The sequence below is a fragment of the Mesorhizobium sp. M0571 genome, from assembly GCF_040320985.1.
GTDB lineage: Bacteria > Pseudomonadota > Alphaproteobacteria > Rhizobiales > Rhizobiaceae > Mesorhizobium.
On the sequence record NZ_JAMYQT010000020.1, the window covers coordinates 37,460 to 51,478 of the forward strand.

The 14,019-nt window shown below is 62.4% G+C and carries 14 protein-coding genes; 12 read left to right on the plus strand and 2 right to left on the minus strand.

Going from position 1 to position 14,019, the window contains the following annotated elements:
* The first annotated feature begins 94 nt into the window (after positions 1-94).
* The 9 genes from pdhA to NKI85_RS22670 all read left to right on the plus strand — a co-directional run bounded on the left by pdhA (position 95) and on the right by NKI85_RS22670 (position 8,423).
* Positions 95-1,135: a pyruvate dehydrogenase (acetyl-transferring) E1 component subunit alpha gene (pdhA, locus tag NKI85_RS22630; RefSeq protein WP_352523804.1), complete on the plus strand. Its 1,041-nt coding sequence runs from the start codon at positions 95-97 to the stop codon at positions 1,133-1,135.
* A 15-nt stretch (positions 1,136-1,150) separates the two neighbouring features.
* A complete protein-coding gene (locus tag NKI85_RS22635) occupies positions 1,151-2,536 on the plus strand; it encodes a pyruvate dehydrogenase complex E1 component subunit beta (protein ID WP_352523803.1) in 1,386 nt (461 codons plus the stop codon).
* Positions 2,537-2,554: 18 nt separating this feature from the next.
* Positions 2,555-3,961: a pyruvate dehydrogenase complex dihydrolipoamide acetyltransferase gene (locus tag NKI85_RS22640; protein ID WP_352777986.1), complete on the plus strand. Its 1,407-nt coding sequence runs from the start codon at positions 2,555-2,557 to the stop codon at positions 3,959-3,961.
* Between the two features lie 18 nt (positions 3,962-3,979).
* Positions 3,980-4,399 carry a hypothetical protein gene (locus NKI85_RS22645; RefSeq protein WP_352777988.1) on the plus strand — a complete coding sequence of 140 codons (420 nt, stop codon included), beginning with the start codon at positions 3,980-3,982 and terminating at the stop codon, positions 4,397-4,399.
* A complete protein-coding gene (locus NKI85_RS22650) occupies positions 4,396-5,034 on the plus strand; it encodes an SGNH/GDSL hydrolase family protein (protein ID WP_352777990.1) in 639 nt (212 codons plus the stop codon). Before NKI85_RS22645 ends, NKI85_RS22650 begins: the two co-directional genes overlap by 4 nt.
* 11 nt (positions 5,035-5,045) lie before the next feature.
* Positions 5,046-6,491 (plus strand): dihydrolipoyl dehydrogenase, encoded by a 1,446-nt coding sequence (gene lpdA / locus NKI85_RS22655; protein ID WP_352777992.1) that lies wholly within the window; start codon positions 5,046-5,048, stop codon positions 6,489-6,491.
* 98 nt (positions 6,492-6,589) lie between these two features.
* Complete coding sequence (locus NKI85_RS22660; protein WP_352523796.1) at positions 6,590-6,847, plus strand: GlsB/YeaQ/YmgE family stress response membrane protein; 258 nt, start codon at positions 6,590-6,592, stop codon at positions 6,845-6,847.
* 136 nt (positions 6,848-6,983) lie between these two features.
* Positions 6,984-7,949, plus strand: a complete 966-nt coding sequence (gene lipA / locus NKI85_RS22665) for a lipoyl synthase (RefSeq protein WP_352523794.1) — start codon at positions 6,984-6,986, stop codon at positions 7,947-7,949.
* A gap of 12 nt (positions 7,950-7,961) precedes the next feature.
* Entirely contained in the window at positions 7,962-8,423 is a 462-nt protein-coding gene (locus NKI85_RS22670; RefSeq protein ID WP_352777994.1) for a type II toxin-antitoxin system RatA family toxin, read from the plus strand.
* On the opposite strand, the gene NKI85_RS22675 is transcribed toward NKI85_RS22670, so the two are convergent.
* A complete protein-coding gene (locus NKI85_RS22675; protein WP_352523790.1) occupies positions 8,399-8,908 on the minus strand; it encodes a CinA family protein in 510 nt (169 codons plus the stop codon). The two genes, NKI85_RS22670 and NKI85_RS22675, sit on opposite strands and share 25 nt — an antisense overlap.
* The gene (locus NKI85_RS22680) at positions 8,905-10,125 is read right to left on the minus strand and encodes a bifunctional 2-C-methyl-D-erythritol 4-phosphate cytidylyltransferase/2-C-methyl-D-erythritol 2,4-cyclodiphosphate synthase (protein ID WP_352523788.1); all 1,221 of its coding nucleotides are present in this window, start codon (positions 10,123-10,125) and stop codon (positions 8,905-8,907) included. Before NKI85_RS22680 ends, NKI85_RS22675 begins: the two co-directional genes overlap by 4 nt.
* A 181-nt stretch (positions 10,126-10,306) precedes the next feature.
* Here NKI85_RS22680 and dusB point away from each other — a divergent pair, with 181 nt between their 5' ends.
* Genes dusB through ntrC form a run of 3 tightly spaced genes read left to right on the plus strand, consistent with a single transcriptional unit; the run spans position 10,307 to position 13,928 of the window.
* Positions 10,307-11,332: a tRNA dihydrouridine synthase DusB gene (dusB, locus tag NKI85_RS22685; RefSeq protein WP_352777996.1), complete on the plus strand. Its 1,026-nt coding sequence runs from the start codon at positions 10,307-10,309 to the stop codon at positions 11,330-11,332.
* Complete coding sequence (locus NKI85_RS22690) at positions 11,329-12,471, plus strand: two-component system sensor histidine kinase NtrB (RefSeq protein ID WP_352523785.1); 1,143 nt, start codon at positions 11,329-11,331, stop codon at positions 12,469-12,471. Before dusB ends, NKI85_RS22690 begins: the two co-directional genes overlap by 4 nt.
* On the plus strand, positions 12,468-13,928 hold the full coding sequence (gene ntrC, locus NKI85_RS22695; protein WP_254817199.1) for a nitrogen regulation protein NR(I): 1,461 nt from the start codon (positions 12,468-12,470) through the stop codon (positions 13,926-13,928). The genes NKI85_RS22690 and ntrC overlap by 4 nt, the downstream gene beginning before the upstream one ends.
* The last annotated feature ends 91 nt before the right edge of the window (positions 13,929-14,019 follow it).

Genomic DNA, 14,019 nt, shown 5'->3' on the forward strand with positions numbered 1-14,019 from the left:
GCGAAAGCCTTCCCTGCATGTTAGCCTGCCTCAAATCGGTGGGAGAACTGATCTCCCTCGCTGTCCGCCAAGAGACGCCAACAGGGAGTGATGCATGGCCACCGCCGCCAGAAAAGCGCCTGCCAAATCCAAATCCGACGGCAAAACGCCGGGCCTTTCCACCCCAAAGCCTGTTGAATTCACTAAAGACCAGGAGCTTGCCGCCTACCGGCACATGCTGCTCATCCGCCGCTTCGAGGAAAAGGCCGGTCAGCTTTACGGCATGGGCTTCATCGGCGGTTTCTGCCATCTCTACATCGGCCAGGAAGCGGTCGTTACCGGCATGAAGATGGCGCTGATCGATGGCGACCAGATGATCACCGCCTATCGCGACCATGGCCACATGCTGGCCATGGAGTTGTCGCCGCGCGGCGTCATGGCCGAACTGACCGGGCGCCGTAGCGGCCTGTCCAGAGGCAAGGGCGGCTCCATGCACATGTTCTCCAAGGAGAAGCATTTCTACGGCGGCCACGGCATCGTCGGCGCGCAAGTGTCGCTCGGCACCGGCATTGCCTTCGCCAATCGCTATCGCGGCAACAACAATGTGACGCTGACTTATTTCGGCGATGGCGCTGCGAATCAGGGCCAAGTCTACGAAAGCTTCAATATGGCCTCGCTGTGGAAGCTTCCGGTGGTCTACATCATCGAGAACAACCGCTACGCCATGGGCACCTCGGTCTCGCGCTCGTCGGCCGAGACGGATTTTTCGCATCGCGGCGCCTCCTTCAAGATTCCAGGCATCCAGGTCGACGGCATGGATGTGCGCGCCGTAAAGGCAGCCGGCGACCTCGCCACCGAATGGTGCCGCGCCGGCAACGGGCCGCTCATTCTCGAAATGCAGACCTATCGCTACCGCGGCCATTCGATGTCGGATCCGGCAAAATACCGCTCCAAGGAAGAAGTACAGAAAATGCGCTCCGAACGTGACCCGATCGAACAGGTCAAAGCGCGGCTGCTCGATAAGAAATGGGCGAGCGAGGACGAGCTCAAGGCGATCGACAAGGAGGTCCGCGACGTTGTCGCCGACGCCGCAGAATTTGCCCAGAACGACGCGGAGCCGGATCCGTCCGAGCTCTGGACCGATATCGTACTTTAACGAGAGGGCAAGGACATGCCGATCGAAATTCTCATGCCCGCCCTCTCGCCGACCATGGAAGAGGGTAGTGTTTCCAAATGGTTGAAGAAAGAAGGTGACAAGGTCGCCGCCGGTGACGCTATCGCCGAGATCGAGACCGACAAGGCGACGATGGAAGTCGAAGCCGTCGATGAAGGCACGCTTGCCAAGATCGTGGTTCCTGCCGGCACGGAAGGTGTCAAGGTCAACAGCGTGATCGCTGTGCTGGCCGTCGATGGCGAAGACATCGACGAGGCACGCGAAGGCATCGGCGAGGAGCCTGCCAAGGCTGAAATAGCAGAGCCGGCGCCTGCCGCGGCCAAGAGCGAAGTTGCAGCACCTGTTGCCGCCGCGCCCAAGCTGGAAATTGCCGCCGATCCGGACATCCCGGCTGGCACTGAAATGGTCTCGACCACGGTGCGTGAGGCGTTGCGTGATGCCATGGCCGAGGAAATGCGCCGCGACGGCGACGTCTTCGTCATGGGCGAGGAAGTCGCCGAGTACCAGGGCGCCTACAAGATCACGCAAGGCCTGCTGCAGGAATTCGGTCCGAGGCGCGTGGTCGACACGCCGATCACCGAGCACGGCTTTGCCGGCGTTGGTGTTGGCGCGGCGATGGCCGGCCTGAAGCCGATCGTCGAATTCATGACCTTCAACTTCGCCATGCAGGCGATCGACCAAATCATCAATTCAGCCGCCAAGACGCTCTATATGTCCGGCGGCCAGATGGGCGCTCCGATCGTCTTTCGCGGCCCGAACGGCGCGGCTGCCCGCGTCGCCGCGCAGCATTCGCAATGCTATGCCGCCTGGTACAGCCATATTCCCGGCCTGAAGGTGGTGATGCCTTATACCGCCGCCGACGCCAAGGGCCTGCTGAAGGCGGCGATCCGCGATCCGAACCCGGTCATTTTCCTCGAGAACGAAATCCTTTACGGCCACTCCTTCGACGTGCCGAAGATGGACGATTTCGTGTTGCCGATCGGCAAGGCGCGCATTCACAAATCCGGCAAGGACGTCACCATCGTCTCGTTCGGCATCGGCATGACCTACGCGATCAAGGCGGAGGCGGAGTTGCGCGGCATGGGCATCGATGCCGAGATCATCGACTTGCGCACCATCCGCCCCCTCGACTTCGACACGATCATCGCCTCGGTCAAAAAGACCAATCGCCTGGTGGTGGTCGAGGAAGGCTTTCCGCAGAACTCGGTCGGCGACCATATCGCCAACCAGGTCTCGCAGCGCGCCTTCGATTTCCTCGACGCACCGGTCATCACCATTGCCGGTAAGGACGTGCCGATGCCTTATGCGGCGAACCTCGAAAAGCTGGCGCTGCCCAATGTCGGCGAGGTCGTCGAGGCGGTCAAAGCCGTCACGTATCGCTGAGCAGGGCGGGAGGACAAAATGCCGATCAACATCACCATGCCAGCCCTGTCGCCCACGATGGAAGAGGGCAATCTTTCCAAGTGGCTGGTCAACGAGGGCGACAAGGTCTCGCCGGGCGACGTGATCGCCGAGATCGAGACCGACAAGGCAACGATGGAAGTCGAAGCTGTCGACGAAGGCACGGTCGCCAAGCTGGTGGTTCCGGCCGGCACTGAGGGCGTCAAGGTCAATGCGCTGATTGCGGTGCTTGCGGCCGAAGGCGAGGATGTGAGCGCTGCCGCGAAGGCTGGTGACGGTACTGCATCGGCAAAGGCCGAGGCCAAGCAGGATAAGGCGCCAATCTCCCCACCCGTGGGGGAGACGTCGACGAAGTCGACAGAGGGGGGCGCTGTCCCGCCAGCCGCACGGAGCGAGGCGCCCCCCTCTGGCCTGCCGGCCATCTCCCCCATAGGGGGGGAGATCAGCCAATCGGACGGCCGCACCTTCGCTTCGCCGCTTGCCCGCCGCATCGCCAAGGAGGCCGGTGTCGACGTAGCGGCGGTGACCGGCTCCGGCCCGCATGGCCGCGTCGTCAAGTCCGACGTGGATGCCGCGATTTCCGGCGGTGGCAAGACGGCGCCGGCAGCAAAAGCGGCCTCTGCGGGCGCCCCGGCTCCGGCTGCCGCGCCAAGGCCGATGTCCGACGAGCAGGTGCTCAAACTGTTCGCCGAAGGCTCCTACGAGCTTGTCCCGCATGACAATATGCGCAAGACAATCGCGCGGCGGCTGGTCGAGGCCAAGACCACCATCCCGCATTTCTATCTAACGCTCGACTGCGAACTCGATGCGCTTCTGGCGCTGCGCACGCAGATCAACACGGCAGCCCCGGTGAAGAAAACCGAGAAGGGCGAAACGCCGGCCTACAAGCTATCGGTCAACGACATGGTGATCAAGGCTCTTGCCATGGCACTGATGGCGGTGCCGGATGCCAATGCCTCGTGGACCGAAAACGCCATGGTCAAGCACAAGCATGCCGATGTCGGCGTTGCCGTGTCGATCCCCGGCGGTTTGATCACGCCGATCATCCGGCGTGCCGACGAAAAGACGCTGTCGGTCATTTCCAATGAGATGAAGGACCTTGCTGGCCGTGCCCGCAGCCGCAAGCTGAAGCCGGAAGAATACCAGGGCGGCACCACGGCAGTGTCCAATCTCGGCATGTTCGGCATCAAGGATTTTTCTGCCGTCATCAACCCGCCGCATGCGACGATCCTGGCGGTCGGCGCCGGCGAGCAGCGCGCGGTGGTCAAGAACGGCGAGATCAAGATCGCGACTATCATGTCGGTGACGCTGTCGACCGATCACCGCGCCGTCGACGGTGCGCTCGGCGCCGAACTGCTCGTCGCCTTCAAGCGCATGATCGAAAATCCGATGGGCATGCTGGTTTAAGAGAAGGGAAACGGGGCGGTGCGGAAATTCTTCACCAGCCTTTTTGCCTTCTTCCTTTCCGGTTTGGCCGGCGGATTGGTGGCGCAGCAATTGGCGGTCATTACCGACGCTCAGGAAGAATACATCCTCGTTTTCATGACGTCGGTATTAGTAACCGTCATCCTGACAGCCGTGTTTTTCATCGCGCAGTTTATGCCGAACCCGCAAAAGGCAATAAATCTGACGATGTTTGTCGCGGTTGGGTTTTTTCTGCTCGTCGGGGTTGGCCTGATCGGCTGGACTTTCTCCCAGCCGCCGGGCAAGCGCCAGTGGTCGGGCGATCTTCCCATTGTCGCCGGTCTCGTCCTGCCGGGCATCGCTACGGTGCTGGTCCAGTGGCTTTTCGTGCGCTGGCTATTGGGGCGCTCCCAACCAGGTTTCGGCGGGGCAGGCACATGAAGACGGTCCTCTGCTACGGCGATTCGCTGACCTGGGGCTATGACGCGGCAAGCCTCGGCCGTCATCGGCTGACCGATCGCTGGCCGAGCGTGCTGCAGGCGGCATTGGGCAGCGGCGTCGAGGTCATCGCCGAAGGCCTGAATGGCCGAACCACCGCCTTCGACGATCATTTGGCCGGCGCGGACCGCAATGGCGCAAGGCTGTTGCCGACGATCCTGACGACGCATGCACCGATCGACCTGATCGTCATCATGCTCGGCGCCAACGACATGAAACCGTGGATCCACGGCAATCCGGTCGCGGCCAAGCAAGGCATGCAACGCCTGATCGATATCGTGCGCGGTCACGATTACCCGTTCGATTGGCCGGCGCCGCAGATCCTGATCGTCGCGCCGCCCGTAGTCAGCCGCACGGAAAACGCCGAGTTCAAGGAAATGTTCGCCGGCGGCGATGACGCGTCAAAGCGGCTGGCGCCGCAATATTCCGCCCTTGCCGACGAGGCCGGCTGCGGCTTCTTCGATGCGGGCACGGTGGCCGAAACGACGCCGCTCGACGGCGTCCACCTCGACGCGGAAAACACGCGCAACATCGGGCAAACGCTGGCGCCGCTCGTGCGCGTCATGCTGGAATTGTGAAGGAGAAAGCCGTGGCTGAGAACTACGACGTCATCATCATCGGCTCCGGCCCCGGCGGCTATGTCACTGCCGTGCGTTCGGCGCAACTTGGCTTCAAGACGGCGGTTGTCGAGCGCGAGCACTTGGGCGGCATCTGCCTGAACTGGGGCTGCATCCCGACCAAAGCGCTGCTGCGCTCGGCCGAGATCATGCACTATTCGGATCACCTGAAGGACTACGGCCTGAAGATCGACGGCAAGGTCAGCGTCGACACAGCCGCCGTCGTCGATCGTTCGCGAAAGGTCTCGCTGCGGCTCAACGGCGGCGTCGGCTTTCTGATGAAGAAGAACAAGGTCGACGTCATCTGGGGCGAAGCCAAACTGACGAAACCTGGTGAGATCGTCGTGTCGAAGTCTTCGAAGAAGCCGATGGAGCCGCAGCCGCCGGCGCCGAAGGGCGTCAAGGGCGAAGGCACCTACAGCGCCAAGCACATCATCCTGGCGACCGGCGCCAGGCCGCGCGCGCTGCCCGGCATCGAGCCGGACGGCAAGCTGATCTGGACCTATTTCGAGGCCATGGTGCCGAAAGAGATGCCGAAATCGCTGCTGGTGGTGGGCTCGGGCGCCATCGGCATCGAGTTCGCTTCGTTCTACCGCACCATGGGCGCCGAGGTGACCGTGGTCGAGCTGCTGCCGGCGGTAATGCCGGTCGAGGACGCCGAAGTCTCCAAATTTGCGCAAAAGCAGTTCGAAAAGCAAGGCATGAAGATCATCCTCGAAGCCAGGGTGACAAAAGTCGAGAAGGGCGCCAATTCGGTCACCGCGCATGTCGAGATGAAGGACGGCAAGGTCGAGAAGATCACCGCCGACCGCATGATCTCGGCCGTCGGCGTGCAAGGCAATATCGAGAATCTCGGCCTCGAGGCGCTCGGCGTGAAGACCGAACGCGGCTGCGTCGTCGTCGACGGCTACGGCAGGACCAATGTGCCCGGCATCTATGCCATCGGCGATGTCGCCGGACCGCCGATGCTCGCCCACAAGGCCGAGCATGAGGGCGTGGTGTGCGTGGAAAAGATCGCCAATTTCCCCGGCGTGCATGCCATCGACAAGCTGAAGATCCCGGGCTGCACCTATTGCAATCCGCAAGTCGCGTCGGTCGGACTGACGGAAGCCAAAGCGAAAGCCGACGGCAAGGACATCCGCGTCGGCCGCTTCCAGTTCGCCGCAAACGGCAAGGCGATTGCGCTCGGCGAGGACCAAGGCTTCGTCAAGACCATTTTCGACAAGAAGACCGGCCAGTTGCTGGGTGCCCACATGGTCGGCGCAGAAGTAACCGAACTGATCCAGGGCTTCGTCGTGGCGATGAACCTGGAGACCACCGAGGAAGAGCTGATGCACACGATCTTCCCGCACCCGACGCTGTCGGAGATGATGAAGGAGAGTGTGCTCGACGCCTATGGTCGCGCGCTGAATGCATGATAAATTAGTTGCGCGAGACTCACACGGAAGACCCAAAGGAACTCGACGGCAAGGCAATTCGTTTCGCACGCATCATCCATCATACAAGGAGAGGGCATATGGAAATGAACGGCGTGGGCTGGGTAGCAGCCATCATCATTGGTGGCCTGGCGGGGTGGCTCGCCGAGATGGTCATGAAGAGCAATACCGGCGTCCTCATGAACATTATTCTCGGCATTGTCGGCGCCATCGTGCTGAATGCCATCTTGCAGGCACTGAACATCGGCATCTTCGGCGTCGGCTGGATCGCCTATCTGATCACCGGCTTCATCGGCGCCTGCATTCTGATTGCGGTCGGACGGCTGGTGCGCCGCTAACCTCTGTCGGCACTTGCTATGCGAAAAAGCCACCGCGGCATGCGCGATCGCGGCCTTTTTCTTTTCGCCGAAAAGTCCTAGATGACGTGGGTAGAGCGAGCGCCGGATAGGCGCTCGCGAATGAGCCGGGTTTCACATGGTCACCGTCCTCGACACGATTGCCAATGCGCCGCGCCCGCGGCATCCCGAAAAGGCGCACAAGCCGGATCAGGACGTGCTGCGCAAGCCTGACTGGATCCGCGTCAAGGCGCCGATGTCGAAAGGCTATGCCGAGACGCGCGAAATCGTGAAGTCTCACAGACTGGTAACCGTGTGCGAAGAGGCCGGCTGCCCCAATATCGGCGAGTGCTGGGAGAAGAAGCACGCCACCTTCATGATTATGGGCGAGATCTGCACGCGGGCCTGCGCCTTCTGCAACGTCGCCACCGGCATCCCCACTGCACTCGATCCCGACGAGCCGACGCGTGTCGCGCATGCGGTCAAGCAGATGGGCTTGAGTCATGTCGTCATCACCTCCGTCGACCGCGATGATCTCGCCGACGGCGGAGCCCAGCATTTCGCCGAAGTTATCCGCGCAATCAGGGCGGCGACGCCGTCGACGACGGTCGAAATCCTGACGCCCGACTTCCTGCGCAAGGACGGCGCGCTGGAGATCGTCGTGGCGGCCAAGCCGGACGTTTTCAACCATAATCTAGAGACCGTGCCGTCGAACTATCTGACGGTTCGGCCGGGTGCGCGCTATTTCCACTCGATCAGGCTCTTGCAGCGGGTCAAGGAACTCGACCCCTCGATCTTCACCAAGTCCGGCATCATGGTTGGCCTTGGCGAGGAGCGGAACGAAATCCTGCAACTGATGGACGATCTGCGTTCGGCCAATGTCGACTTCATGACCATCGGCCAATATCTGCAGCCGTCGAAGAAGCACCATCCGGTGATCCGCTTTGTCACGCCGGAGGAGTTCAAGTCCTTCGAGACGATCGGCAGAACGAAAGGCTTCCTGCTGGTGGCGTCGAGCCCGCTGACGCGCTCGTCGCACCATGCAGGCGACGACTTTGCCAGGTTGCGCGCGGCGCGCGAAGCTTTTCTCAGGAAGTCCGCCTAATACACTGGTTTCATGCCACAATTCGAAGCCAATCGCCGCGTTTCGCATACGCCGGAGCAGATGTTCGCTCTGGTCGCCGATGTCGAATCCTATCCGCAATTCCTGCCGCTTTGCGAGGCACTTTCGGTTCGTTCGCGCAAGGAACGCGACGGACGCACCCTGCTCATCGCCGACATGAGCATCGGCTACAAGGCGATCCGCGAGACCTTCACCACGCAGGTGCTGCTGAAGCCGGACGAGAACGCCATCGACGTCAAATATATCGACGGCCCGTTCAAATATCTGAGCAATGTCTGGCGCTTCGACCCGGCGGACGGCGGCGGTTGCAACGTCTGCTTCTTTATCGACTATGAGTTCAAGAGCCGCATTTTGGGTGCGCTCATGGGAACCATGTTCGACCGCGCCTTCCGCATGTTCTCCGAGGCGTTCGAGAAACGTGCCGAAATCATCTACGGTGCGCCATCGGCAGCCTGATCCGCAGCGAGCGCGCGCAAACCCAGTTCAAGCGCATGCCGGACCGTCTCCCGGCGGATGAAATCACGGCCCTTGTCGGCGAACAGCTGGCATTCGCTGACCACCGGCCGGCCAGCCACGGCAACGCCGAACCAGACCAGGCCGACAGGTTTTTCCGCCGAGCCGCCGCCCGGACCAGCGATGCCTGTCACCGCCAGGGCGAGCCCGGCCGGCGAATGGGCCAAGGCGCCGGCCGCCATCTCCACCGCCGTCTCGCGCGAGACCGCGCCGTGCGCCTCGAGCGTGGCGGCTGAGACGCCGAGCATCTCGGTCTTGGCCTGGTTGGAATAGGTGATGAAGCCGCGATCGACCACCGTGGAAGAGCCGGCGATGTCGGTCAGCGCGGCGATGATCATGCCGCCGGTGCAGCTCTCGGCCGTCGCCAGCATGATGCCGCGCTGCTGGCAGGCCTGAAGCAGGGCATCTGCGAAATCGTTGTTGCTCATTCGGGGACGTCACCTGGAAATACGACGCTGGCGGTCGCGATGGCCGCTATGCCTTCCTCGCGGCCGATAAAGCCGAGCTTTTCGTTGGTTGTCGCCTTGATCGAGATGCGGTCCCGGGAAATTCGCAGTATTGCGGAAAGCGTTTCGGTCATGGCCTCGCGATGCGGGCCGACGCGCGGCGCCTCGCAGATCAGCGTGATGTCGGCATTGGCGATGCGCCCGCCGCGCTCGCGCACCAGCTTCGCCGCGTGTTCGACGAAAATGCGTGAAGCGGCCCCTTTCCACTGCGGGTCGGAGGGCGGGAAATGCGTGCCGATGTCGCCGGCGCCGCAGGTGGCGAGCAACGCGTCAGTCAACGCATGCAGGCCGACATCGGCATCCGAATGGCCGGATAATTTCCTGTCGTGTGGAATGGCGACGCCGCACAGGGTGACATGGTCTCCGGGCTCGAAGGCATGAACGTCGTAGCCATTGCCGGTTCGGATGTCCGGAAACCGTGACCCGCCGGAAAGCCGCTGATCCGCCATTGCAATATCCCGTGCCCAGGTCAGTTTGACATTGTCCGGCGAGCCGGGAACGATCTTCACCGGAATATGCGCCCATTCGGCGATTGCCGCATCGTCGGTGAAATCCGCTTTGCCCAGATGATGAGCCTTTTCGTGCGCGGCTAGGATCGGCCAGAACGGAAAGCCTTGCGGTGTCTGTGCGGCATGGAGCCCGGCCCTGGACACCGTTTCGCCGATCATGCCTTCGGCCGTTTCGCGCTTGAGCGTATCGGCAACAGGCAAAGCAGGCAGTGCTCCCTGGCGCTCTTCAATGGCGGCGATCGTGCGGTCTATCAGTTCCGCATCGACAAACGGCCGAGCCGCATCATGGATCAGGACCCGGCCCGGCGCGTGGCTTCTCAGCGCCAGCAGCCCAAGCCGGACGGACTCCTGCCGTGACGTACCGCCGGTCACAGCGACAACACGGTCGGCATTCGCGCCGGCGGCGCGACGGAAAAGCGCGCCGTCGTCGGCATGAACAGCAACGACGACAGGTCCGATCTTCGGATGCGTCAGAAAGGCGTCGAGCGTGCGTGCGATGACAGCGCCGCCGCCAATCTGCTGGTACTGCTTCGGCCCATTGGCCTGTCCGGCGCGCGCGCCGCGGCCGGCCGCAACGATGACCACGGCGACCTTGTCGTCCGCAGCTTGCTTTTCGCTCACATCTCTCATGCCGAGACGCTTAGCGCATGATCCCGAAAAGTGGTATCGCTTTCGGAAGACCTAGGGTTGGTGCGGTCCGGCGATCCGTATTTTTCCCAAATGCGCCTTAATGTCACGACATTGCGCGTTGCACATTGCCGTCGTTCTGGCTAGAGAATGTGCAGCAATCGAAGGTGCTTGGTTTTTGTGCATGCCTGATGTGACCAAATTGGCCTCGCCGCTGGACGTGGGTGGCGTGAGAATCCGCAACCGCGTGTTTCTCGCGCCGATGTCGGGCATTACCGACGAACCGTTCCGGCAGCGCGCCCATGCGCATGGCGCCGGGCTGGTGGTGTCGGAAATGGTGGCGAGCGGTGAGCTTGCAAAGGGCAGGGCCGGTTGCGGCATGCGCATCCGTCATTCCGGGCTGCCTGTCCACATGGTCCAGCTTGCCGGCCGCGAGGCGGTGCACATGGCCGAGGGCGCGCGAATCGCAGCCGGCGAGGGCGCCGACATCATCGACATCAACATGGGCTGTCCGGCCAAAAAGGTGACGGGCGGCTATGCCGGTTCGGCACTGATGCGAGACCTCGACCACGCACTGTCGCTGATCGAAGCGGTAGTCGGCGCGGTCGAGGTGCCGGTCACGGTCAAGATGCGGCTCGGCTGGGACGAAGGCGCGCTCAACGCGCCGATGCTGGCGCGACGCGCCGAGCAGGCCGGCGTCAGGATGGTGACGGTGCACGGCCGCACACGTTGCCAGTTCTATCAGGGCAAGGCCGACTGGCGTGCCATCGCACGCGTCAAGCAGGCCGTCTCGATCCCGGTCGTTGCCAATGGCGATGTCGGCTCGCCGGCAGAGGCAGCGTTGATCCTCGAGCAGTCTGGCGCCGACGCGGTGATGATCGGCCGCGCGCATTATGGCGCGCCGTGGACTGCCGGCAGCATCGTAGCGGCCGCGCTGGCCGAGCCAGTATCCGGCATGCCGGAAAGCCCGGGGGCGCTGTCGGACTACGTCGTTGCCCATTACGAAGACATGCTGACGCTCTATGGCGTGGAAAGCGGATTGCGCCAGGCGCGCAAGCATCTCGGCTGGTATCTCGACCGGCATACCGCCGCAAGCGACGACCGGCGCAGGGCCATACTCACGTCTTTCGGGCCTGGGCGTGTCATCGCCTTGCTGCGCGACATGTTTTCAAGCGCTCCCGAAGCGGCGAACCTGCGGAGTGCGGCATGAACGCCACCGTCACACAGAGCACGGATATGGCGGACGCCGCGCATATTGTGCTCAACACCATTCGTCGGCCGGTGATCATGGTCGATCCGCAAGGCTTCATCACCTTCGCCAATGCCGATGCCGAGGATTTTTTCCGCTCGAGCGCCACGATGCTCGCCCGCAACACGCTGCACAAGCTCATTCCTTTCGGCAGTCCGCTGCTGACGCTTGTCGACCAGGTTCGCGAGCGCCGAGCGCCGGTCAACGAATACCGAGTGGACGTGTCGTCGCCGCGTCTCGGCATCGAGAAGGTGGTCGACCTCTACGTTGCGCCGGTGACGGAATTTCCAGGCTCCGTCGTGGTGATGTTCCAGGAGCGCTCGATGGCCGACAAGATCGATCGGCAGATGACGCATCGCGGTGCCGCGCGCTCGGTCACCGGCCTCGCCGCGATGCTTGCCCATGAGATCAAGAACCCGCTGTCCGGCATTCGTGGTGCCGCCCAGCTGCTAGAGCTGTCGGCATCCGACGAGGATCGCGCGCTGACCAGGCTGATCACCGACGAGACCGACCGCATTGTCTCGCTGGTCGACCGCATGGAGGTGTTTTCCGACGAGCGGCCGATCGACCGCTACCCCGTCAACATCCATATCGTGCTCGACCATGTCAAGGCGATCGCCAAGAATGGTTTTGCCAAGCGGATCAAGATATTAGAGGACTATGATCCATCGTTGCCTCCGGTTTTTGCCAACCGCGATCAGCTCATCCAGGTGTTCCTCAACCTAGTCAAAAATGCCGCCGAGGCGATCGGCAGCGATCCGCAGGGCGAAATCGTGCTGTCGACCGCCTTCCGGCCGGGCATCCGTGTTTCGGTGCCGGGAACGCAGGATCGCGTATCGCTGCCATTGGAATTCTGCGTGCGTGACAACGGCTCGGGAGTTTCGGAGGATATTCTGCCGATCCTGTTTGATCCCTTTATCACCACCAAGCCGAACGGCTCCGGTCTCGGTCTGGCGCTGGTCGCGAAGATTGTCGGCGAGCATGGCGGCATCATTGAATGCGAATCGACGCCGCGCGGGACCACCTTCCGCATCCTGATGCCGGCGTGGAAAGAAACTCAGTTTGGCACCGACGACGACGGTGAAGGAGACCGCAAATGACCGTTCGCGGCAATATTCTCGTCGCTGACGACGATGCGGCCATCCGCACTGTCCTCAACCAGGCGCTTTCACGCGTCGGCCATGACGTGCGTGTCACCTCCAACGCTTCGACGCTGTGGCGCTGGGTGGCGGCGGGCGAGGGCGATCTGGTCATCACCGACGTCGTTATGCCTGACGAGAACGCCTTCGACATGCTACCGCGCATCAAGAAGGCGCGACCGGAACTGCCGGTCATCGTCATGAGTGCGCAGAACACGTTCATGACCGCGATCCGGGCCTCCGAAACCGGAGCCTACGAATATCTGCCAAAGCCGTTCGACCTGACCGAGCTCCTCAATATCGTCAACCGCGCGCTTTCCGAGCCGAGGCGGCCGAAGATCGATACGCGTGCCGACGAGCCGCCGGAAACGATGCCGCTGGTCGGCCGCTCGGCGGCCATGCAGGACATCTACCGCATGCTGGCGCGCATGATGCAGACCGACCTGACGGTGATGATCTCAGGCGAGTCGGGTACCGGCAAGGAACTGGTGGCGCGCGCGCTGCACGAATATGGTCGTCGTCGTGGTGGTCCGTTCGTCGCCATCAACATGGCGGCGATCCCACGCGACCTGATCGAATCGGAGCTGTTCGGGCACGAGAAGGGCGCCTTTACCGGCGCGCAGAACCGTTCCACCGGCCGTTTCGAGCAGGCTGAAGGCGGCACGCTCTTCCTCGACGAGATTGGCGACATGCCGATGGAAGCGCAGACGCGGCTGCTGCGTGTGCTGCAGCAGGGCGAATACACCACGGTCGGCGGCCGCACGCCGATCAAGACCGACGTGCGCATCGTCGCTGCTACCAACAAGGACCTGCGCACGCTGATCAATCAGGGGCTTTTCCGCGAGGACCTGTTCTACCGCTTGAACGTCGTGCCGCTCAGGCTGCCGGCGCTGCGCGAGCGATCGGAGGACATTCCGGACCTCGTCCGTCACTTCTTCAAGCTCGGCGTCAGCGAAGGCCTGCAGACCAAGCGCATTTCCACCGGCGGCATCGAGTTGATGAAGCGCTACCCATGGCCGGGCAACGTGCGCGAACTCGAAAACCTCATCCGCAGGCTGGCTGCACTGTATTCGCAGGACGAGATTTCCGCCGAGATCATCGAGGCGGAGTTGAAGACTGGCGAAAGGCCGGTCGTTCCAGGTGGCGGCAACCTCATTCCCGACGACCTTTCCATCGGCCAGGCGGTGGAGCATTTCCTGCAGCGCTATTTTGCCTCGTTTGCCGGCGACTTGCCGCCAGCCGGGCTCTATCAGCGAATCCTTTCCGAGGTCGAGTATCCGCTGGTCCTCGCCTCGATGACCGCAACGCGCGGTAACCAGATCAAGGCCGCCGAACTGCTGGGACTCAACCGCAACACGCTACGCAAGAAGATTCGCGAACTCGGCGTCAACGTCTACAAATCCTCCAGGCAGGTCTAGACGAACCCTTACGAGCGCTTTCCAGGGGATCGATCGCCGAAAGATTTCCGTCTCGGCCACACTTGTTGCATAATCGCCACAATGCGTTGCA

What these genes read in the sequence shown, in the direction of transcription:
- pdhA (WP_352523804.1), top strand. Translation starts at nt 95, where the DNA reads ATGGCCACCGCCGCCAGAAAAGCGCCTGCCAAATCCAAATCCGACGGC.
- NKI85_RS22635 (WP_352523803.1), top strand. Translation starts at nt 1,151, where the DNA reads ATGCCGATCGAAATTCTCATGCCCGCCCTCTCGCCGACCATGGAAGAG.
- NKI85_RS22640 (WP_352777986.1), top strand. Translation starts at nt 2,555, where the DNA reads ATGCCGATCAACATCACCATGCCAGCCCTGTCGCCCACGATGGAAGAG.
- NKI85_RS22650 (WP_352777990.1), top strand. Translation starts at nt 4,396, where the DNA reads ATGAAGACGGTCCTCTGCTACGGCGATTCGCTGACCTGGGGCTATGAC.
- NKI85_RS22660 (WP_352523796.1), top strand. Translation starts at nt 6,590, where the DNA reads ATGGAAATGAACGGCGTGGGCTGGGTAGCAGCCATCATCATTGGTGGC.
- lipA (WP_352523794.1), top strand. Translation starts at nt 6,984, where the DNA reads ATGGTCACCGTCCTCGACACGATTGCCAATGCGCCGCGCCCGCGGCAT.
- NKI85_RS22670 (WP_352777994.1), top strand. Translation starts at nt 7,962, where the DNA reads ATGCCACAATTCGAAGCCAATCGCCGCGTTTCGCATACGCCGGAGCAG.
- NKI85_RS22675 (WP_352523790.1), bottom strand. Translation starts at nt 8,908, where the DNA reads ATGAGCAACAACGATTTCGCAGATGCCCTGCTTCAGGCCTGCCAGCAG.
- NKI85_RS22680 (WP_352523788.1), bottom strand. Translation starts at nt 10,125, where the DNA reads ATGAGAGATGTGAGCGAAAAGCAAGCTGCGGACGACAAGGTCGCCGTG.
- dusB (WP_352777996.1), top strand. Translation starts at nt 10,307, where the DNA reads ATGCCTGATGTGACCAAATTGGCCTCGCCGCTGGACGTGGGTGGCGTG.
- NKI85_RS22690 (WP_352523785.1), top strand. Translation starts at nt 11,329, where the DNA reads ATGAACGCCACCGTCACACAGAGCACGGATATGGCGGACGCCGCGCAT.
- ntrC (WP_254817199.1), top strand. Translation starts at nt 12,468, where the DNA reads ATGACCGTTCGCGGCAATATTCTCGTCGCTGACGACGATGCGGCCATC.